We start from the raw sequence: 20,933 nt of genomic DNA, 5'->3' as shown, positions 1-20,933 counted from the left end.
GAAGTAGGTGAAATGGATGAATCATTCGGAACAGCCTTTCGATGTAAAAGAAGCACTTTTATTCAGTCAAAGAATGGCCCAATTGAGCAAGGCTCTTTGGAAATCCATTGAGAAAGACTGGCAACAGTGGATCAAACCGTATAACCTGAATATTAATGAACATCATATTTTGTGGATTGCGTATCAACTAAAAGGAGCTTCAATATCAGAAATTGCAAAGTTTGGCGTCATGCATGTATCAACGGCGTTTAACTTCTCTAAAAAACTGGAGGAAAGAGGATTTTTAAAATTTTCTAAAAAGTTAAACGATAAACGCAATACGTATATTGAGCTAACGCCAAAAGGCGAAGAGACATTCCATAAACTACTCGAAGATTATGACCCGGCTCGAACTGGTATTGTCAAAGGCGCGCAGCCGCTTCATGACATTTACGGAAAGTTTCCTGAAATTTTAGAAATGATGTGTATTATCCGAAATATTTATGGCGAGGATTTCATGGAGATTTTTGAGAAATCGTTTTCAAACATTGAGAGAGACTTTTTGAATGAGCAAGGAAAAGTCACGAAAAAGCCTGAGGAGCTTGAAGACTCAGCAGAAAAAGCGACTAAATCAAATCAAATTGTTTAATGATCTTTATAAATTCATTCATTAACGGCTGAAACAGCCCTTGATCATGTAAAGCAAATATGGTCTCATGAACATCCAGCTTTTCAATTAACTGTCCCGCAAAAAGCGCAAGGAGCTCGTCAAACATGACATAACCTTGTGCTTTTTGCTTGTCCATTTCATCTGAAAGCTCAGCACAAATACGCTCAATGTCCTTGGCCTCTTCTTTCGATACACGCTGCCGGATCAATAGCGCATAATATGGATAACGGCTCATATCAGTTACCGTCAGTAAAAGTTCCATATAATATTCAAGCTGGCTCATTCGTTCCTCAATACTCATGTACGTTCCCTCTTTCTCTTAGTCTTTCTATTTTAGCCGAAATTACTCATTGACGAAAGAGACGAACCTCCCCTTATGTCTTTTTTTCTTGAAAAACCCAAAGTTTCCTCTCTTTATTCCGTATGAATGTAACATTTTATTTTTTTTCACCAAAACCATTGATTTTTATCCTCAGGAAGAGTAAATTATCTTGAGATATTCAATTAGAATTGTAGATTGGAAGGATGAAAAATGAATTGTTGGAAGACCATTAATCTTGAAAAGGATTATGGTTATACAAGAATGATGATTTCAGCAATAAGTCTTGCTATACTTTTTTTCATTATGGCATTTTTATGTTTTCAACTGACTCATCCTGAAACGAGACTAAGCAGTCACAATGCACCTCTTTTTGCTGTGCTTTTACTTGCAACATTGCTTGTCCACCGTTTGGTTCACTTGATCCCAGTAATGAAAAACAAGAAAAAAATGACGTTATTTAAACGAAATTGCTGGCAGCGCGTGCCAAAGAGAGTGATGATTTTCTCACTACTCAGCCCGTTTTGTGTTATCTCCCCTGTTTACTTTGTTTTAGGCGTGGCGTTTCCAATGTACGCACACTATTTTATCATCATCGCAAGTATTCATGCAGGCTATTGTTTGCCTGACTTTTTATTTGCATGGAAACTGCTGAAAGCACCAAAATCCTGTATCATCGATCAAGCCCAAGACGAGTTTGATATTTTAGTTGACCAAACATCCTCATCATGAGGTTTTTAAAGCCAACTTCTATCTTTTTCATAAAAAATTTGGTAATGTAGTATGGGAATAGCATAGAGAGGGGGGATCTCCGATAGTTTTATTTTACTTCATCGTCTTTGCCGCGTTTATTGTGTATTCAATAAACAGGCTTACTAATACATTATGCCTTGTCAGAGAGATTCCTGAAGAACGGCAAGATAAGGTGTTTCGCTTTATCAATGTATCGATACTGATCTTACTGATCTCATCATTTGTTGAAATTACCATTTCTATTTAAGATCAAAGCAAAAGCTGCCGGTTTGAGGGCAGCTTTTTGTGTTTTATTATCTATTAGTAAATCCAAGATGCACCGATAATGATCAATAAGATGAATAACACGACGACTAGTGCAAAACCGCCAGCAAAGACTTCTCCTCCCATATGAAAACACCTCCTGCCAGTTCTTCCTCTGTTCTAAGCTCAGTGTATGCAGAAAAATTGAAAACGTCTAGGCACCTGTCATCGTTTGAAAAAAGAACCGCCTGCACGCATGGCAGGACGGCTCTTTTCTGTCACAGCGATTTAATTAGTAAAGGTATGCTGCACCAACGATGATCAGCAAAATGAATAGCACGACCAATAAAGCAAACCCATTAGAATATCCTGCTCCCATATAATTCAGCCTCCTTTTTGTGATCAATATATGTGTATGTAGCGCGCAAATTTTTGACTAGACAAATGCCCTCCCATTTGCAATTCTTTTTACAGCATGTCACAATATGTTATGATACAAGCAATGATAAATAAATTGGAAAGATTAGGAGTGTTTTTTGAATGAAAAAAATGGCTTTAGCAGCTGTAACAGCAGTAAGTGTTTTAACTCTTGGCGCATGCAGTAGCGGTGATAAAGAAGTAATTGCAACAACAAAATCAGGGGATGTCACAAAAGATGAGCTTTATACAACTCTTAAGAAACAAGCAGGTGGAGATGCTTTAAACCTACTTGTTCAACAAAAGGTCCTTGCTGACAAATACAAAGTATCAGATAAAGAAATTGATAAGAAAATGGAAGAATATAAAAAGACACTTGGTGAAGATCGTTTAAAACAGCTTCAAGATGAATTCGGAAAAGATTACATTAAAGATCAAGTGAAATATGAGCTGCTGACTCAAAAGGCTGCCAAAGCTAACATCAAAATCACTGATAAAGAAGTAAAAGCGTATTACGATGACCTCAAAGGGAAAATCCGCGCAAGCCACATTTTAGTCGCTGATAAGAAAACGGCTGAAGAAGTGGAAAAGAAATTAGATAAAGGTGAAAAATGGGATGCCCTTGTGTCTGAATATTCAACTGACACGGCTTCAGCAGCACAAGGCGGCGATGTAGGCTGGTTCGCAAAAAAAGGCCAAATGGACGAGAACTTCAGCAAAGCTGCATTCAAACTAAAAGTAAATGAAATCAGCAAACCAGTGAAATCACAATTCGGCTACCATATCATCAAAAAGACCGAAGAACGCGGTAAATACGATGACATGAAAGCGGACTTGAAAAAAGAACTACTTGATCAAAAACAAGCAGACACAAATGAAATCCAAACGATCTTAAATAAATTAGTAAAAGACGCTGATGTAAAAGTAAAAGACAAAGAGCTTGAAAACACGTTCAAAGAAAAATCTGAGCAAACCACAACGAATCAAAACCAAAACCAATAATCACAAAAACCCCCTCTGCTGAACGTGCAGAGGGGGTTTTTGTATGAAGAGATATTTAAGCAATCGAATGATCCTCCTGTTTCGCTGTTTCCTGAGATCTTTTCATTTGCTGATCGTGACGTCTGCGCTCTCTTTCCTGTTCCATTCGCTCAATAAAGATTTCTCCTTCCTTTTCAATAAAGGATTGATCAATCTCTTGCTCCTCTTTGGCTGTCGTCATTAATTTATATGCACAGAAAATAATACCAATGATGCATGCATACACCCACCATGGAAAAAACAACATTTTTTCATCGCCTCCTTTTTTCAGAACATGCCTCTCTTCCTTTGTGTTATATGCTTATGCGAAAAGAAGACAAGTTATGAAAAAAACGCCCGCATGAAACGGACGTTTTAACATTGGTTATTTATCATGAAAGGTTGGTTTATAAAACGAACGATTCTCTAGTGCAAAAATACGTTCTGTATATTCTCCTGGCTTCACATGCTCAAGCGCACGATCCATCATGTTCATCTTCGCGTCTAAATTATCAATATAGTGGAGAATTTCGGCTTCCTTCACCATTGGTGGTTTAGGGCTACCCCACTCTCCTTTTCCGTGATGACTTAGTACTAAGTGCTGTAGAATCAGTATTTCTTCTGAATCAATGCCAAGCTCTTCTGCAGCTTTCGCAATTTCTGTCACCATAATGGAAATATGTCCAATTAAGTTCCCTTCCACCGTATAGGTGGTTGAGACTGGACCTGAAAGCTCTTTTACCTTCCCTAAATCATGAAGAATGATGCCAGAATATAAAAGATCTCGATCGAGTGATGGGTATAGGTCAACAATTGATTTACCTAAATGCAGCATGGACACAACGTGATAAGCGAGACCAGAGACAAATTCATGATGATTTTTTGTCGCTGCTGGATAATCGGCAAATTCCTGTCCGTATTTCTTCAGCAAATGCCTTGTGACACGCTGAATATTAGGGTTTTTCATATCAAAGATATATTGCATGATCGTATCCATCATATCGTGTTTTGGAATAGGAGCTGTTTCGAGAAAATCATCAATTCGAATTTGCTCGTTTTCAGCAACAGGGCGTATATTCCTAAGCTTCAGCTGATTCCTCCCGCGGTAATGATGAATGTCACCTACTACCTTCACGATGGTTTGCGCAGCATAGGTGAGTTCATCATTCTGCTTTGCATCCCATAGCTTCGCCTCAATATCCCCACTTTGATCTTGAAGAATTAATGTTAAAAATGGTTTGCCATTACTCGCAATACCTTTAGTAGATGATTTAATTAATAAATGCAGGTCAACTTGTTCGCCGACATCATAGGTCATGATCCCTTTAGCCATTCAATAAAAGCTCCTTCCATATTTCTGCTCATATAAGTATAACATAAGTCATTATTTGTCAATCACTCAACTGCTAAACTCGTAATCTGACGATCTTCTGCTGCTTGCTTCATATGATGATGACAGGTGAAATAAAACAGCTGCGTCTCAAAACGAGTCATTTCATTCATCATCTCCAGCACTCTTCCTAGACGGACATGATCAAAATGAACAAAGCTGTCATCCATCATAAACGGAAGCTGACATTCTTGCTGATGAGACAATGCAAGCGCAAATCGAATCGCGAGATAGATTTGTTCACATGTTGCCTGCGAAAGCTCCTCTGGGCGAAATATTCGTCCATCCATCCTTTTTACAATGAGCCGGTCATCTTCCGATGAAAATAAAATGGCTTCATATCGATCATTGGTTAATGGCTGAATAAAACGCGAAGCAGTTTGAAGGAGAGCTGGCAGCCTTGTTTCTTTATGTTCATTTAATTTTTCTCGAATAACGGAGCGAACAAGCTGAATTGCCGCCCACTTTTTCGCAAGGCGCTTTGCATGCTCCTGCTCTATCGAAAGCTGATGAGTCAAATCAGACACTGTACCTGAGGCTTCTATTTGACGGATGTCCACTGATAGTTCTGCTAAACGTTTTTCCATCTTCCTCAAGTTCAGTTGATTATCCTGTAGATGCTTCTTCGCTTCTTCGCATTCCTCCTCAAGGAGGCGTAATCCTTTCCGAACAAGCCCCTCTTCCTTATGAACACTGCCGCTTCTGCTTAGCTCTTGGTTCAGCTGCTGCAATTTGTACAGCCTCTCCCGGTATTCTTTAGATAAATGAGAAAGAACGTGGTAATCTTCTTTTGACTCAGCTTCTACTTGACGAAAAAGCTGACCAATTTGTTTTTCGTAATATTGAATTTCCCCTTCAAGTGTTGTCAGCTGCTGCTCCACATGTTGAATAGATACATTCAATGCCTGACGTTCTTGTTCCCTTGTAGCCTCCTCTTTCAATATCTCTTGAAAGGCAGAGATGTTCTCTTGAATGGTTCCTTCATTTCTTTGAAGTAAGTTGCTTAACGCGAATACTCTACGCTCGTAAATTGATTGCTGGCCTTCAAGCACACCTATTTCCCGGGTAAGCTCCTCATACGCCGCTGTATTCGTTTTTAATTGTTTCAGAATATGGAAGGCTTCTACGAGGAAAGAAAGCTCTGAGGATAAGCCCAGCTGTCTTTTCATTTCCTCTACTTGCTGTTGGACCGGTTCTAGCTCTAGCTCCCAATCTTCATATTGCCGAATGATTCTTTCATACAGAAGCTCCTTTTGCCTCAGAAGCGTTTCAGCTGAAGCTGCTTGAATCTGAAAGGAATCAGCAGTCTCTCCGCTATTTCCTTGCTTCATTTGAGAATGTTGAATGAATGGATAAATGGCAATGAAGACAAAAACAGAAAAACCTGCAAAGAGTACTGTCACCCACCACTCTGCTAAAAAGAATAATACGAGTAAGATCACAGCATCAAACATAAATATGGCAGGGAATAACCACGCCTGGGAATGAACCTGCTTCTCTTTCGTTCTTGTTCCTCTGGCTTCCTCTGCGCCATGCTCCTTAGCCTGCTGTTCCTTTAATCCTTTTAGAGCGGCTTCCGCTTCTTCTAGCTCATGTCTTGCATGATCAAATCGATCATCGAGCTGCGCTTTTCTTTCCATGAGACGAACGTATTGGCTGACAGCCTCCTTTAATTTCCACTCAAAATCAAGTGAGTCATCAATTTGATCCAGCTTCATTGGGCGCTGCCATCTCAGCTTCGCTGTCGCTTCTTCTATCTTTTGTTTCAAGGAATCACGCTCTGCTTGACCTTCCGCTAAGCGTTTCATCACAAGCTCAGCCTTAGTTGATTCGTCCACGATACGCTTCATCTCTATGAACATGTCATTTTTATAAAGTGGTTGAACTTGTGCCAGCGAGGTTTGCAAGTGATCTAATTTCTGCTTCAGTGCCGTCAATTGCGCCTGTTTTGGGTGAAGGTGTGATTCTAGTTTATCAAGTTCGTGCACGGTTTCTTGTTTAAACCGTTTGACTCGTTCTGGATAATGCGCCAATTCCATTTTTAGCTCCACCTTGCTCTCTATCATGGGGTACAGGCGAATGTGTTCTGTTAGCTGTTGAATATTTTCTTCTAGAAGTTTCATTTCATGTTGAAGCTGCTCTATACTCTCCGTTAATTCAGAATGCTCCCGTTTTTTTTCGGCATAACGGCCTTCTACCAATTTGGCTTGTTTCAGCTGGCCTGTCAGCTCTTTTAAACGATCAAGCTGCTGGTTTAGCTCTGGCTTGCGTCCATTTGGTTTAAATAGCTGCTCCTGCTGCTTTAGCAGTCTGCTATCCATCTTTGAGGCCGCATCTGAGCCAAATAAACTTGAGAAAAGTAGAAATTCGCCGATTTGATCTTGGTTTAAGGCTTGGACATTTTGCAGTCCAAACACATCAAATGAATAAATCGATTGGAATAATCTGCGGTCCGTTCCCTTTAAAATGGTGCGTAAAAAAGCTTCGTCTTTCACATCACCATTCGGTAAAGCCACCTGTGCTTGACCGCCTCGATCAGACGTTCTTTCAATGTGAATGACGCCTAGCTCCTCATCTACACAAGTGAGGGAGCCGCCATAAAAAGATCCCTGTTTCGGCTTGTACACCTTGTTTTTCGAAAAACCAAATAACATCGATTCGATAAACGCCTTTAATGTCGTTTTCCCCGATTCATTCAGGCCATAAACTAGCTGAAAACCGTCATCAGAAAAGTGAAAGGTTCGATTTGAAAACTTTCCGAAATTGGCTATATGGAGTGAACGTATTTTCATTTTGCCTCTCCTTTTCTCATAATTGCTTCAGCTGTTCTGTCAGCAGTCTTTGAGCTTCTTCTTTTATATCCATTTCATCCTCTTTTGTGAAAGTTTTCCCTGACTTCCTATAGGTGGGGTGACGCTTGATCGGTGATAGCAGCTCTTCATATGCCTCAAACTGTGCAATTTCTGATGTTAATTCCTTCAAAAAAGAATCTTCTGGATAGACGACACCCTCGTTTGTGCGGCAGTCAATCGACGTCACCCAAACGAACACATCTTCATCTTCTTCTTGCTCATGAAGGACAGCCATCAGCTCCTCGAGCACCTCAAGCTGCGTGCCCTCAAAGTAAGCAGGGGCGTCACCAGTCAATTCAATTTTCACAAAATGAGGAACTCCCTGACCTTTCAGTTCACTCATCTTTCTTTCTACAAGTGTCACAAGGTCTGTCATATGCAGCGTTTCTGTGATGTCTATTGCCAATGTCTCAAAAATGACATCTGCACAGCCAATAAACTCCGCTGTCTCAAAATCTCCGGAGAGGTGAACAAAGTAACAGCCTTTCTCTCCCGTTTCTTTTATATGTCTGCCCTGCAAGTTGCCAGGGTAAATAATAAATGGGGCTTCATGGAGAAGGGCTCTCTTATGTATATGCCCGAGCGCCCAATAATCAAAATCTCGCGAAAGGAGCTGCTGAAGCTGAAATGGCGCATACGCATCATGACCTTCTTGTCCGGCTAATGTACCGTGAAGCATCGCAATGTGATAGGCTGCATCTGTCGTTTTGACATAATGAGCTGTCATATTTTCATAGACAGCCCGCTCTTTGTAGCTAAATCCATAAATACTTGCGACAAACTGCTCCCCTCTATAATAGGATTGCTCACTTGGCGTACTGCTTGAAAAAACGTGCACATTCTCTGGCCACTCAATCGGTGTCCATTCACCGCTTAAATGATCATGATTACCGTAAATCATAAAGACTTCAATCCCGTGTGTTTGCAGCTTTAGAAACTGATTTCTTAAAAAAAGCTGTGCTTTCAGGCTACGATTTGATTCATCAAATAAATCTCCGCTCAGCAGCACAAAGTCTACTGCTCGATCAATGGCAAGATCAAACATGTTCTTGGCACTTTGAAATGTGCTTTCTTTAAGCCGCTTAAATATTTGGCTTGGTAAATTTGACATTCCCGCAAATGGACTGTCTAAATGAAGATCTGCGGCATGAATAAAGGTCAGCTTTGTCAAACGTCTATCTCCTTGTCCGATACTGTTATTGTCCATATTTTATCACGTCATTTTTACGAATGCACGTTCTATCGCTCTCATTCTAAAAAACACATTTTTAAGGACTAAAAAAGAGGTTTTGTCTTATCCTTTGTTTAATTACATTAAAAAACAGAGGAAAGGAAGATGAGAAATGGAGAAGGTATACTTTTTAACCGTCTTTGACCGGTCAGGTGAGACCTTATTAAATGAAAAAATCACAGCAGATAGTGATGAAAAGGCGAAGGAATTAGGGCGTCACCGCTTAACCGAACAACAATACACAAAGCACTCTCATCGGCTTGTGGATGATGCAGGCAATCTCCTTTTATTTGAACGTTAAAAAAGCCGGCGCTAGCCGGCCTCACATTCGCTTATACTTGCTGAAACACAGGACGTCTTTTTTCTAAAAATGCCTGAATGCCTTCCTTATGATCATGACTTTTCCTCAGTCTTGCCTGTGCTGCCCTCTCCTTTTGAAGAACTGCTAGCAGCTGAGGTTCTGACTGCTGGAAATAGATCATCTTTGTTTCAATAAATGCTTGAAGCGGCATGTTGATAAACGGCTTCACACACACTTTTTGATACGTATCGACCTCATCTTGAAATACACCATCTGCGAGGCGTAGCTTTAGCGCTTCTTCAGCCGGCAGCTTTTGTCCGCTCCAAATCAATTGTTTGGCAGTTTGTTCACTGACTCTTTTTGTGAGGAAAAAATGCCCTCCGCCATCTGGAATTAACCCTATTCCATTAAAATTCATAGCGAGTTTTGCATCCTGATGCATAAATAAATAGTCACAGCTTAAAGCAAAGCTAAAAGCAAGGCCTGCTGCTGATCCGTGGACAAGGGCAATCGTCACTTTTTTCATACTGGCTAGAGAAAGTGTAATTCCCTCGATTAAATCCATCACACGATGGAACTCTTCTTCCCCTTCCTGCTTAAGCATCATTCCAATATCTCCGCCTGCTGAAAACCCTTTTCCCATTCCCTTGATCACAACGATTTTTGCATCGCTTTCCCCCGCGGTATCACACGCCTCTTTGAATTCAGCAAACATGTCCACATGAAATGAATTATAAGCTTCTGGCCTATTGAAAACGATTTCAAAAACATCCCCGTCTAACTGACAATTGATATATGTCATCATCCATCCCCCTTTTCATTTAAAGCTCATGACTTACTTCCCTTTCCGCCCGAATAATTCCTTTTCCTCTGAATGAAAATTTTCAAGATCAATTGATACTAAAATAAGCATAATTGTTGAAACAAGAAATATATTTTTATATAGTAAAATAAGAAAGAAAAACATTTTGAAAGGGGGAGGATTTTTGATAAGGTGTTCCATGCTCATATTGGTTAGCTTCATCGTCATGTTTTCTCCCTTTTCAAATGTCGTTTTTGCTTCACAGGCAGAAGCGAGCACACCCAGCCTTATTTCTCCATCTATCTATGATGAAGAAATAAACGCCGTGAAGATACCTCCATTTTCAAAAAAACATGCCTCCTCTATTTTGTTAAAGGACAGAATATCAATGGTTGATTCAAAAGCTTTTCTTTCAAAGCTTGCTCCATTAGCTGCGTTATCCATTGATCTATGTTTTTTGGAAATGAAGTGTGCGATCCCCATTATGTGTCAATCAAATTACCTCTACTGATTCATTTTATTTCATCCATATTCACTATATGAAAAAACACAACCTATCATATTCGGAGGGATAAAATGAATATTAAAGAAAATGATCTTCCTGGGATCGGAAAGAAATTTGAAATTGAAACGAGAAATAGAGAAAAGATGACGATTGTGATTCATGATGATGGCAGACGGGAGATTTATCGCTTTGACGATGATGATCCAGATGAAGTTCTGTCCACGATTTCTCTCGATGATGCTGAATCCCGGCAAATCGCTGCTATTATCGGCGGTATGGTGTATAAACCTCAGGCACTTGAAACCATTGAAATGGCCTTCAATGACTTGATCATTGAATGGTTTAAGGTGGAAAAAGGTGCAAAAGCGGTTGGACATACACTCGGTGATTTAGATGTGAGACAAAATTATGAAGTCACCGTGATTGCGATCATTAAACATACAAATGAAAAATTACTCAACCCTGGTGCCGATTCGATTATTCAAGCAAATGATACGATGGTCATTTCGGGCGAAAGAAAACACTTGAAGCGATTGATACGTGATTTTCTTTCTAGAGGGGGAGAGTGATGAATGGATCATTTAGTCTTTGAAGTTGGGACGGCGCTCATTCTCATTGCCATCGCCAGCTTAATCGCCAATAAAATTAAATTCTCTATCATCCCTTTTCTCATTGTCCTTGGAATGATTGTTGGGCCGCATGCTCCAACCATCGGGATCATTGATTTGAAATTTATCGAAAGCACCGAAATTATTTCGTTTTTTGGTCGAATGGGTGTCTTGTTCCTCCTTTTCTACCTTGGACTTGAGTTCTCTGTCGGAAAACTCATTAAATCGGGTAAATCCATTGCAGTCGGCGGATCTATTTATATTTTGATTAACTTTAGCTTAGGACTGCTTTACGGTTTTATCACAGGATTTGGATTCCTTGAGGTTCTCATTATGGCAGGTGTTATTACCATTTCATCCAGCGCTATTGTAGCCAAAGTCCTTGTCGATTTGAAACGGACAGCGAACCCTGAAACAGAGTTAATTCTTGGGATTATTATGTTCGAGGATATTTTCCTCGCCGTTTATTTATCCGTCGTATCAGGTCTTGTCCTTGGAGATGCCACATCCGTTGGCGGTGCCTTATTATCTATTTTAATCGCTTTTGGTTATATGATGCTTTTCTTTATCATCGCGCGTAGGCTGCCAAAACTATTAAATAAGCTGTTCGATATCCGTTCGAACGAAGTGTTCATCATTGTGATTTTTGCCGCTTTGTTCTTCGTTGCTGGTTTCTCAGAGACGATCCATGTAGCAGAAGCAATTGGCGCTCTCTTACTTGGCCTCGTTTTCTCAGAAACAGAGCATTCAGACCGCATCGAACATCTCGTTGTTCCATTTAGAGATTTCTTTGGGGCGATGTTCTTCTTCAGCTTCGGTCTAAGTATTGATCCATTTACATTAGGGGATGCCTTTTGGCTTGCAATCGGCGCTGTAATCCTCACCTTAATTGGGAACTTCACTGCCGGGATGTTTGCCGGAAGGAGAGCTGGCTTTTCTCATAAAGCCTCTTCTAATATTGGATTAACCATCGTCTCAAGAGGAGAATTTTCAATCATCGTAGCCGAGCTTGGCATTGCAGGCGGTCTTGCCGCTACATTGAAGCCGTTCGCTGCACTGTACGTCCTCATCCTTGCCATTCTAGGACCCCTTGTGACGAAAGAATCTAAGCGAATCTATCAAATCCTAAACAAAATCTTCAAATGGAAAACAGAAAAACCAAAAGTGAAAAAAGAAACAACTGTTTAATTGCAAAGGGCCCTATGCTGGGGCCCTTTTTCATTTCTTATTCAAATTGCTGAAATGCTGTTTCTTGCTTCACTGGCGCTTCTTTAACCCCGCGAATGGTTTGAATTACTTTCTGGTTTCGGTAGATGGATAGTTTTAAATTGGTCGCCGCTGTTCCGTGAGAGTGATCTAGGTGCGTGAATGTAAAGAAATGATGTGGGCGCTCGTCTTTGAACACAAGCCTGAAATCTTCTGTCACTTTAAAATGTTCATCACTTTCCCATTCAATGAAAGGTTCATACGCGCTAAACCATGCCGGAATATTCGGCGTGTATCCTGTAGCCAATACCACATGATCTGCTGTTATGTTCTTTTCTTTCTTCAGCTGCCACTGCCTAAGGTGCAGCTCCAAAGGCTGATGCTTCTCCATATGAATCGCTTCAAGCTCGGTCATCGGCTGAATAACAACAGATGGCTCTTCTCCTGACACAGAGCGATGGTACAATTCCTGATAAATGCGAGAGAGCGTCGATGCATCTATGCCATTTCTTAATCCAGTCAGTCTAGGCAATGTGTTCATACGTTCTTCGTAAGGAAGCGAATGAAAATATTCCACATACTTTGGCGTAAATAGCTCCTGACCAAGCTCTGCTGTCTCCAGCTCTCTAAATTCACTAGATCGCGTAAACCATGAAAGCTGCTGTCCTTTCTTTTGATGCTGAAGGAGATCTAAGAAAATTTCGGCTGCACTCTGTCCGGAGCCGATTACCGTCACCGACTCAGCTTCGTGAAGTTCTTTCTGCTGATCTAAATAACGGCTGCTATGGGTCACATAAGGCCATGCAGCTTCTGGCACATCAACAGGAATCATTGGCTTACTTCCAGTTCCAAGTACGACATGTTTTGCACGATATTCAGAAAGCGAACCGTCTTTCATTCGCCGAACTTTCACAAGATAACCACCTTGACAGTCCGTCACTTCTTCTACTTTCATTCCAAACTGACAACTATCTAATTCATTTGCGACCCATGACAAATACTCATTAAATTCTCTCCGAGGTATATCAAATTGTTCAAATGTATAAAATCGGTGAAGCCTGTTTGATTCATGTAAATAATTCAAAAATGTATACCTACTTCTTGGATTCGCCATCGTCACAAGGTCTGCTAGAAAGGAAACTTGCAAATCCGTTCCTTTGATCAGCATACCAGGATGCCAAGCAAACTCATCCTCCTGTTCAAAAAAACAGCATGTGACGTCTTCATACTCCTCTAATAAAGCGGCCAATCCTAAATTCGCGGGACCAATCCCAATTCCGATCACATCAATCATATGTACACCTGCTTTAACTTTTTATCACCTATATACCCTTTTATAAATGAAAAAAACACTGCGTCACCACAGTGTTTACACATGAGAAACAAATAATGATTCAAGGAATTGAATTTTTTCTTCCGTATAGTGCTCATAGCGATCATTATACGATTTTGGATCTTTCGGATTGGCATACTGCGTTATTTTGCCTGTTCGCGGATCAATGAATTTACTGGCTGCGCCGCATCCAATGCCAATGATCGTCTGGACCTCTTCCATAATCATGATATTATACAAACTTTCCTGTCCATCTAATGAATATCCGACATTTTCAAGATTACCTAAGATGTTTTTTTGTCTATATAAATAATATGGATGATATTCATGTTTTTTCGTCCAAGCGACCGCTTCATCCATCATACGTATGATTTCTTCACGGTCTGCCACTTGATATTTCTCTTTATTGCGCGTCATCTCAGACGCTCTTTTAAAGGAGAGTGTGTGCACGGTTAAAGATTCTGGTCTAAGCTCTTCCGTCTTCTGTAAGGAGTGCTGAAATTCCTTTAGTCCTTCACCCGGTAAACCAATGATTAAGTCCATGTTAATATTATTCATGCCGTACTGTCTTGATAAATGATACTTTTCAATCGTTTCTTCCACACTATGATGCCGGCCAATGGCTTTCAGTGTCTCATTCTCATACGATTGCGGGTTGATGCTAATCCGGTCAATATTGTAGCGATTTAGCACCTCAAGCTTATCAGGCGAAATCGTATCAGGACGTCCAGCTTCAACCGTAATCTCTCGAATATGTTTCACATCAGGGAACGAGCGATACATTTCTTCATACAGCAAATCCATTTCTTCCGCTGTGATACTCGTTGGTGTGCCTCCGCCAAAATAAACGGTCGTCACTTTGATCCCGTGTTCCTTTAACCATGCACCCATTTTTTGCATCTCATAATGCAGACCAAACAGAAACGTTCCCACTCTTTTAGCTTGTCCTTTAATGGCATAAGCAGGGAACGTGCAATAAGCACATTTTGTTGGGCAAAAAGGAATACCTATATAAATACTCACTTCCTGCTGAAGGTCATACAGATCTGGAATTGCTTGAAGCTGGCGATCAACAATCTCCTGCATCAAATCAATTTTTTCTTCATGAATCAAGTAATCACGCTTTAACGCCGCATGTGCTTCTTCCTTTGTCATACCTTCTCTTAGCATCTTATGAAGTAATTTCGTAGGGCGTATCCCTGTGAGAATCCCCCATTTTTGCGTCATCCCTGTATGCTCCTGAAGCAGGTGTAAATAAACAGACAGCACTGTGTTTTTGATTTGCTTCCAGCGCTCCTTATCGTTCAAGCCCTCTGGCACATCTCTTGTAAAACGACTGTTGATGTGTGAACCAGCGATGTGGCCAGATGCTTCAACCATTCCACGTTCTTCTTTCCAACTAAACACCATCACTAGACCGTCATCCCGTTCACCCGGATCAAACAGCACTTCACTATCTTCTTCAAATAAGTTTGCTATATTGACAAGCGGGCGATGAAATCGTTCATCTGATAGCCCTTTAATTAAAATTCGCATCGTATCACCTTTATCTTCAAACTTGTTTCATTTTACAAAATTCATCTAGGAAAAGCAATGAAAGGAACAGATGAAGACCCTGCCATTTCTTGATGGACAGGGCCTTCACTATATTATCGTTTAATATCGAATTGATGCAAAAAGCCTTCCCTTTGCTGCATTCTAAAGTATTCTTTAATCATATAAGCGACGCCCTGTTCATCGTTAGATCGCGTCACCCAATCGGCTTTACGCTTGACCGAATGAGGTGCATTTCCCATAGCGACGCCTAAGCCAGCTAACTCCAGCATTGGGATGTCATCTGGTCCATGGCCGATGACAACCGTATCCTCTAAAGTAAAACCTAGCGCCGAGGTTAAAAGAGAAAGTCCTGCTTCTTTAGAAACCCCTTTGCATACGATATTCATTTTCTCATCACTGATCTTAATGAGATCGACAGATGGGAATGCTTGTTGAATGGTCTTGTGAATCTCAGGCTGAAGCTCTGCAGTCGAATATACTTCAATCACTGGTGTGCTGACCGGTTCATCCATCAGCATATCACTTAATGATTCTACAAATTGAACGGGATAAAAAATCGGATCAGACGGATGAATCAACGTCTTTCCCATCAGTTGAGACTGTGTTTTTTTCCGATTGCCAATCGAGAATTTTTCATGCAACAAGCGGACATTACAGTCAAAACTTTCAAGAATTTGCACAAGATTGAATGTTTTTTCTTCCGTTAATTTCTTCACATGAAGCGGCTCATCGAGTTTATCAGCAATAAAAGCACCACTATGCGTCACAAGGGTTGAATTTGGAATCTTCAACGCCTTGGCAATTTTTTGAGCTGCCCGAAAATGCCGATTGGTGACAACCGTCACGTAAACCCCTTTTTTCTTCACATATTCCACAGCTTCTTTTGTAGCGGAATGGATTTTTCCATTGGAACGAAGTAATGTTCCATCTATATTGAGTGCAAGTAGTTTTTTTGACACTGAGGCATCCCCCTTCTTGATGACTGTACTTAAGATGAGGATATGCCCTAGCTTGATGCTTTAGAACATGCAGTTGATTGCAATCCCTGCTTTATGAATCAACGGTAAATAAAAAAAGCCTACCCCTAGGCTTTTTTTTATGTATGGTTTGGATGCGTAACAATGGAGTGATGAAGCTCCCCATAATCCCCTTATCTTTCACACATCAAAGCATTGCTTATATCAGATCCCCTTATGCTTTGCGTTTCTCCCAGAAGCGCTTCTCTCTCGTTTGGCTCACCGCCGTAAATCCCAAGTGAAACGCACCCAATTGTCCTTGAGAGTGCTCTTTTGAAAGCACTTTCAATAAGTATTATCGCAGAATTTATGAGCTTCGACAACCTTTTTTTAAAAGATATGCGGGGGAAATGTGAAATAAAAAAAGGGCGAATTTTATCGCCCTTTCCATTAATTTTCTTCTGTATTTCCATAAAGCTCTTCAAGAGGCTTCATGATAATTTTATTTAATTCGCCGATGAGAACACTCACGCGTTGCTCTGCTTCCATCAACTGAGAGATTTTATCGTGCTGCTGCACAAGTGCAACCGTTTTTTGCGCTTGCTCTACTTCTTCTTGTGTAATCTCTTGACCAGTCATTTGTTTTTGTTGAAGGTTTACTTGAATGTCACGGAAGTTCTCAAACATTCTTTTAGAGGACTCATCCCCGTTTACCTCATCATAAAGATTTCTTAACGCTGAATATTCTTCGCTATGACGCAGTGCTTTTTCAAGGTCATATGCAACATCATAAAGATTTACAGACATGTTATGTCTCCTTTCTATCCGTTATCACCGATATGATCGGCGGACACCACTCCACTATAACAAACTATGGCTTTCGTTTCACATATATACAATGAATTCATCAAAATTTCTCTAGCTGATCTTAAAATATCGTGACAAAAATAGCTTGGATCGCGCCAATCATTCCGCCTAAAAGGCCGCCTAGGAAGGTGATCATCTTTAACTCTTTATTAGAGATGCTGACCACAAGCTCCTCCATTTTTTCAAGTGGGAAAAGTTCAATTTGCTCACGAATAATTTCTTCAAATTGAAGCTTGGCAAGCAGACCCTCTAAAGCATTCGATGCCGCTTCGATTCCCTTATTAATCAATACCGGCGCAATTTGTGTTTTGAGATCATCCGCTACAGCACTGACATAAACCCCAACTGGTCTGTCTAAGATCAGTTTTGTAGAAAAATGGGAAAGTAATTGTCTTTTCACACTAAATACAAGCTCTTTCACATTCCATTTTTCATCAAGCTCATGAAGTGAAAACTGCTTTACCTTGTCCCATTCCTGAACAAGCAAATCTGACAAAAACCTTTTGGTTTCTGCATTTCTTAAAAACTTGATGATTTCAGGATGTACACGGTCAATTAAGCTCGTATTCCCAAGAAACATTTGGACCATACTGCCAAGCATTCCTCGTTCCTTTAAGAAATCATCAATCATATTGCCAAGTCTTGCTTTACCTTCTTCACTTTCAAAGTAATGGATCCCCCTCTTTAAAATATAATCTGCTGCATCTGGAATTTTTGTGGAGATTTTATTTTCCACTTCAGTTGGGAGCAATTCAGATAAAGTCTGCTGATCGTATTTTTCAAGAAGTGAATCGAGCTTTTGATCAGACCACTGATGGAGCCATTTATCTGCTTTTACGTCAGCCTGTGATGCGCCGAAGCTTTCTAGTAAGGATAGCACCGTGATCTCCATTTCAGCGCCTTTGTCAATATATCGATGAACGGCATGCATTATCTCTTGCTTTGCCTCAGATGATTCAAATCGTTTTTGAATACCTTCTGGCGTAAGCAAATGCTCCATTACCATGACACCAACCTGCTTGGCTACCTCGTCTCTTCTTTTAGGAATGAGCCCTGGTGTAAATGGGAGCTGTTTACCAAATAAATAATATGGCTTATAAGGACGAAAAAGCATTTTAATTGCAAGATGGTTTGTCGCTGCTCCTATGACTGCTCCTATAACAATCATAAAGATAAACGTTGTGAATATATTCAAAGTCGTCATCTACCTTTCAAACAATACCCGATGTTTATTGTTTTGATCTATACGTATTATAGTGGTTAGCAAGATCCCAAGCAAATGAAGCATGCAGCGAGACATATGATCAAGCAATCTGTCGTAATGATAAAGGAGCGTAAGGTTTCTGTAAAATCATGAAAACGTATTTTTCTGAAGGTAAAAAATGAACTTGAAAAGAAGGTGTTTTATCATGACGGCAACATTAGGTATTGTGACCCTTTCTCCGCAGCATGAAGAGGCATTCACACATCAAATCGCCAAAGCTGCTTCTTCTTTTGATTTAGAGGTTGTTCGTTTCACACCACTTGATTTAAAGCCTGCTTCGAATTTGATACAAGGTCAAACATATACGACTGACCAAGGGTTTGTAGCCGGAGAATTTCAAATTCCAGACTTGATTTACGATCGATGTCTTTACCAGCATGACGCACAATCTAAAAAAGCAAAACCGATCATGGAATGGCTAAAAAAGTATCCAAAAACAGAATTTTTGAATACTGGAATCCCAAATAAAATGGTGCTATTCGAACAGCTTCGCCTCCTCCCCTCTTTACAGCCATATTTGCCGGTCTGCTCATTATTGAAAGAGCCTTCGGACCTTCTCAACATGGTAAGAAGGGGTGGATATTGTAAAATGCAGCCGCTCTCTCAACAGCATGCAACATCTACTTACTTCATTTCCTTAGTAGATAAAACATTCACTGTTCAGCTAGGTCCCAAGCAGGTCATCACATTTTATCGCCCCTCAGAGGTTGAACGCTGGTGCAAAAAGTTTGTAGGTCGATATTTCCTTCAATTTTTTAACACGAGTGACCAAAAAGATTTTTCATTCGATGAAATAAGGATTTTTCTTATGAAAGATTCACAAAATCAATGGAATAGCATGGGGATTCTCACAAAGTCACCTGCGGAAAATAGCCTTTTAAACAATACACAAAATTCCAATCATGTGGTAGGCTTTGACCACTACTTACATTCATTGCAGCCGCAAGTCAAAGAGCTCCTTTTAGATGATATTACATCCATTCAGTCAGCTCTCCCAGCATATGTAGATAAAACCTTTTCTCCATGCTTTGAGCTTGCTATAGACCTACTTCATACAAGTGAAGGCAGACTTTTCATATCAAATATCAGATCAAAGCCAGGACGATCGGCTCTTTTAAAGGCATATCCTGAAAAGGAAGATCAATTGATCCGATTTATTCTTGAACATGCGAAATCTATAAGAGCTCAACCGAAGGAGGTTTCTGATGAACAGAAATCGCTGCATCATCGTCCCTCATCTCACAAGTGAAAAAACAATTCATCTTCCCGCCCATTATAAACAGCAGGATGCATTCTATTCTCTTGCTTTAGGGTCTCGGTTAGTAGAGGGCTTCACCATTTCCTATCATCAGCATACAAATAAAATTTTATTATCAAATGACCTCTACAGAGATTTACTGATTCCTTACCAATCAACAGCTGATGTGATCATCGTTGACCATACACTTTTTATAGGGCCACTCATCGGCATTTTCACCGCAGGTTTTGAACATAGTACGCAGCCATTAGGAGCAAGAACAGATTTTTTCATCAAGCTGCTGCAATCTTTCAAGCAGCATAGTGGCTTTGCATATCTTTTTGGTACTCATTCTATTGATTGGGAAAAAGGCACAGTAGAAGGACTGCTCTATCAAGAGCACAGATGGATTAAAAAAGAAGTGCCCCTGCCATCAGTTGTTTACGACCGTCTTCCAAATAGAAAATCTGCTCAGTCAGCATTCATTCAAGAAACACAGCGGAAACTCACTCAAGACTACGAAATCCCTTGGTTCAACCCTTATTTTTTTAATAAATGGCATATACATGAAAAATTATTAACAGATAAAAGAACAAGGTCCTTTCTGCCACATTCCATTCAATTAGATCCTGTGGACGCTCTAAGTAAAATAGAAACACTTCTCCATCTGCATCATGTTATTTACTTAAAACCGACAAACGGAAGTCACGGGGACGGCATTTATCAGTTAAAGAATGCGGAAAACGGAATCACTGTACGATCAAATAAAGGGAAGTCTATTTCATATGATTCAGTAGATCATTTCGTCAAACAGCTGCGAAAAGATTGCGTCATTCATGACTTTATTGCCCAACAAGGCATTGAGCTTTTGCATATCGATCATCAACCGCTAGATTTCAGAGTTCATACGAATAAAAATAAGTACGGTCATTGGACAGTCACGGCAACAGCGGCAAAAGTCTCAGGAAATCACACAATCACGACCCATCAGTTACATGGAGGATCGGTCAAAACACTCTATGATGTCTTTCCCGAAGAGAAAAGACGTTTGCAGATTTTACAAAAGCTTTCTCATACTGCCATCACGCTTAGCGAGGTAATAGATGAAAAAATGCCCGGCCACATCGGTGAGATCGGTTTTGACTTAGGCATTGACCACACAGATGAGATCTGGATGTTTGAAGCGAATTCTCGCCCCGGTCGTGAGGTTTTCCAGCATGCGTCCTTGAAAAACTCGGAATGGCTGATTGGTAAAAGAATCGTGGATTACGCATCTTATCTTTCACAAGTCGCTCTCACGAATACAGACCATGCGAACGTCTACTGATTGTTTTTCGTTTCGTGTGAAGATGTTCTAAAATCTGTGCTTTTCCTATGCTCTTTACATCAGATGAGATACAATAAAACCAAGTTCAAGGTTGTT

Annotated in this window: 22 protein-coding genes; 9 read left to right on the top strand and 13 right to left on the bottom strand. The window is 40.3% G+C overall.

What is annotated here, in order from left to right; all coding sequences use genetic code 11:
- The first annotated feature begins 16 nt into the window (after window positions 1-16).
- Window positions 17-628: an HTH-type transcriptional regulator Hpr gene (locus IEE86_RS15245; protein WP_191097980.1), complete on the top strand. Its 612-nt coding sequence runs from the start codon at window positions 17-19 to the stop codon at window positions 626-628.
- Here IEE86_RS15245 and IEE86_RS15240 read toward each other — a convergent pair.
- The gene (locus IEE86_RS15240) at window positions 606-950 is read right to left on the bottom strand and encodes a YhaI family protein (RefSeq protein ID WP_191097979.1); all 345 of its coding nucleotides are present in this window, start codon (window positions 948-950) and stop codon (window positions 606-608) included. The genes IEE86_RS15245 and IEE86_RS15240 overlap by 23 nt on opposite strands.
- A gap of 231 nt (window positions 951-1,181) precedes the next feature.
- On the opposite strand from IEE86_RS15240, the gene IEE86_RS15235 reads away from it, so the two are divergent.
- Together IEE86_RS15235 and IEE86_RS19405 are read left to right on the top strand one after the other, a co-directional pair.
- Window positions 1,182-1,700 carry a DUF3267 domain-containing protein gene (locus IEE86_RS15235; RefSeq protein WP_191097978.1) on the top strand — a complete coding sequence of 173 codons (519 nt, stop codon included), beginning with the start codon at window positions 1,182-1,184 and terminating at the stop codon, window positions 1,698-1,700.
- A gap of 82 nt (window positions 1,701-1,782) precedes the next feature.
- Entirely contained in the window at window positions 1,783-1,968 is a 186-nt protein-coding gene (locus tag IEE86_RS19405) for a hypothetical protein (RefSeq protein ID WP_072368131.1), read from the top strand.
- 53 nt (window positions 1,969-2,021) lie between these two features.
- Here the strand turns inward: IEE86_RS19405 and IEE86_RS15230 are convergent, their stop codons facing one another.
- Both IEE86_RS15230 and IEE86_RS15225 read right to left on the bottom strand, forming a co-directional pair.
- Window positions 2,022-2,111 carry a YjcZ family sporulation protein gene (locus IEE86_RS15230; protein WP_034647786.1) on the bottom strand — a complete coding sequence of 30 codons (90 nt, stop codon included), beginning with the start codon at window positions 2,109-2,111 and terminating at the stop codon, window positions 2,022-2,024.
- 145 nt (window positions 2,112-2,256) lie between these two features.
- Entirely contained in the window at window positions 2,257-2,343 is an 87-nt protein-coding gene (locus IEE86_RS15225; protein WP_008361129.1) for a YjcZ family sporulation protein, read from the bottom strand.
- A gap of 161 nt (window positions 2,344-2,504) precedes the next feature.
- Between IEE86_RS15225 and IEE86_RS15220 the strand changes: the two genes are divergently transcribed.
- On the top strand, window positions 2,505-3,383 hold the full coding sequence (locus tag IEE86_RS15220; RefSeq protein WP_191097977.1) for a peptidylprolyl isomerase: 879 nt from the start codon (window positions 2,505-2,507) through the stop codon (window positions 3,381-3,383).
- Window positions 3,384-3,438: 55 nt separating this feature from the next.
- Here IEE86_RS15220 and IEE86_RS15215 read toward each other — a convergent pair whose 3' ends face one another.
- The 4 genes from IEE86_RS15215 to IEE86_RS15200 form a co-directional block, all read right to left on the bottom strand.
- Window positions 3,439-3,669 (bottom strand): sporulation YhaL family protein, encoded by a 231-nt coding sequence (locus tag IEE86_RS15215; protein ID WP_191097976.1) that lies wholly within the window; start codon window positions 3,667-3,669, stop codon window positions 3,439-3,441.
- A gap of 117 nt (window positions 3,670-3,786) precedes the next feature.
- Window positions 3,787-4,734 carry a 3'-5' exoribonuclease YhaM gene (yhaM, locus tag IEE86_RS15210; protein WP_191097975.1) on the bottom strand — a complete coding sequence of 316 codons (948 nt, stop codon included), beginning with the start codon at window positions 4,732-4,734 and terminating at the stop codon, window positions 3,787-3,789.
- Between the two features lie 62 nt (window positions 4,735-4,796).
- Window positions 4,797-7,583, bottom strand: coding sequence for an ATP-binding protein (locus tag IEE86_RS15205; RefSeq protein WP_191097974.1), 2,787 nt, complete (start codon window positions 7,581-7,583; stop codon window positions 4,797-4,799).
- A 16-nt stretch (window positions 7,584-7,599) separates the two neighbouring features.
- Window positions 7,600-8,814: a metallophosphoesterase family protein gene (locus IEE86_RS15200; RefSeq protein ID WP_191097973.1), complete on the bottom strand. Its 1,215-nt coding sequence runs from the start codon at window positions 8,812-8,814 to the stop codon at window positions 7,600-7,602.
- A gap of 172 nt (window positions 8,815-8,986) precedes the next feature.
- Here IEE86_RS15200 and IEE86_RS15195 point away from each other — a divergent pair, with 172 nt between their 5' ends.
- Window positions 8,987-9,175 (top strand): YhzD family protein, encoded by a 189-nt coding sequence (locus tag IEE86_RS15195; RefSeq protein WP_191097972.1) that lies wholly within the window; start codon window positions 8,987-8,989, stop codon window positions 9,173-9,175.
- 31 nt (window positions 9,176-9,206) lie between these two features.
- Here the strand turns inward: IEE86_RS15195 and IEE86_RS15190 are convergent, their stop codons facing one another.
- A complete protein-coding gene (locus IEE86_RS15190; protein ID WP_191097971.1) occupies window positions 9,207-9,980 on the bottom strand; it encodes an enoyl-CoA hydratase in 774 nt (257 codons plus the stop codon).
- 573 nt (window positions 9,981-10,553) lie between these two features.
- On the opposite strand from IEE86_RS15190, the gene IEE86_RS15185 reads away from it, so the two are divergent.
- Window positions 10,554-11,051, top strand: a complete 498-nt coding sequence (locus IEE86_RS15185; RefSeq protein ID WP_048238384.1) for a cation:proton antiporter regulatory subunit — start codon at window positions 10,554-10,556, stop codon at window positions 11,049-11,051.
- Window positions 11,052-11,054: 3 nt separating this feature from the next.
- The gene (locus IEE86_RS15180) at window positions 11,055-12,278 is read left to right on the top strand and encodes a cation:proton antiporter (protein ID WP_191097970.1); all 1,224 of its coding nucleotides are present in this window, start codon (window positions 11,055-11,057) and stop codon (window positions 12,276-12,278) included.
- A 37-nt stretch (window positions 12,279-12,315) separates the two neighbouring features.
- Here IEE86_RS15180 and IEE86_RS15175 read toward each other — a convergent pair whose 3' ends face one another.
- The 5 genes from IEE86_RS15175 to IEE86_RS15155 form a co-directional block, all read right to left on the bottom strand.
- Window positions 12,316-13,590: a lysine N(6)-hydroxylase/L-ornithine N(5)-oxygenase family protein gene (locus IEE86_RS15175; RefSeq protein ID WP_191097969.1), complete on the bottom strand. Its 1,275-nt coding sequence runs from the start codon at window positions 13,588-13,590 to the stop codon at window positions 12,316-12,318.
- Between the two features lie 75 nt (window positions 13,591-13,665).
- Window positions 13,666-15,165 (bottom strand): coproporphyrinogen III oxidase, encoded by a 1,500-nt coding sequence (locus tag IEE86_RS15170; protein WP_191097968.1) that lies wholly within the window; start codon window positions 15,163-15,165, stop codon window positions 13,666-13,668.
- Window positions 15,166-15,278: 113 nt separating this feature from the next.
- On the bottom strand, window positions 15,279-16,145 hold the full coding sequence (locus IEE86_RS15165; protein ID WP_191097967.1) for a Cof-type HAD-IIB family hydrolase: 867 nt from the start codon (window positions 16,143-16,145) through the stop codon (window positions 15,279-15,281).
- 447 nt (window positions 16,146-16,592) lie between these two features.
- Window positions 16,593-16,949 (bottom strand): YlbF/YmcA family competence regulator, encoded by a 357-nt coding sequence (locus tag IEE86_RS15160; protein ID WP_008348927.1) that lies wholly within the window; start codon window positions 16,947-16,949, stop codon window positions 16,593-16,595.
- Window positions 16,950-17,070: 121 nt separating this feature from the next.
- Window positions 17,071-18,204 carry a DUF445 domain-containing protein gene (locus IEE86_RS15155; RefSeq protein WP_191097966.1) on the bottom strand — a complete coding sequence of 378 codons (1,134 nt, stop codon included), beginning with the start codon at window positions 18,202-18,204 and terminating at the stop codon, window positions 17,071-17,073.
- 214 nt (window positions 18,205-18,418) lie between these two features.
- Here IEE86_RS15155 and IEE86_RS15150 point away from each other — a divergent pair, with 214 nt between their 5' ends.
- Together IEE86_RS15150 and IEE86_RS15145 are read left to right on the top strand one after the other, a co-directional pair.
- Complete coding sequence (locus IEE86_RS15150; protein ID WP_191097965.1) at window positions 18,419-19,522, top strand: YheC/YheD family protein; 1,104 nt, start codon at window positions 18,419-18,421, stop codon at window positions 19,520-19,522.
- Entirely contained in the window at window positions 19,479-20,837 is a 1,359-nt protein-coding gene (locus IEE86_RS15145) for a YheC/YheD family endospore coat-associated protein (RefSeq protein WP_191097964.1), read from the top strand. Before IEE86_RS15150 ends, IEE86_RS15145 begins: the two co-directional genes overlap by 44 nt.
- Window positions 20,838-20,933 lie beyond the last annotated feature (96 nt).

The sequence above is a fragment of the Bacillus crepusculi genome, from assembly GCF_014764715.1.
Classification (GTDB): Bacteria; Bacillota; Bacilli; order Bacillales; family Bacillaceae; genus Bacillus.
The sequence above is the reverse complement of the archived record's forward strand: the minus strand, read 5'-3'. Positions and strand labels throughout refer to the sequence as shown.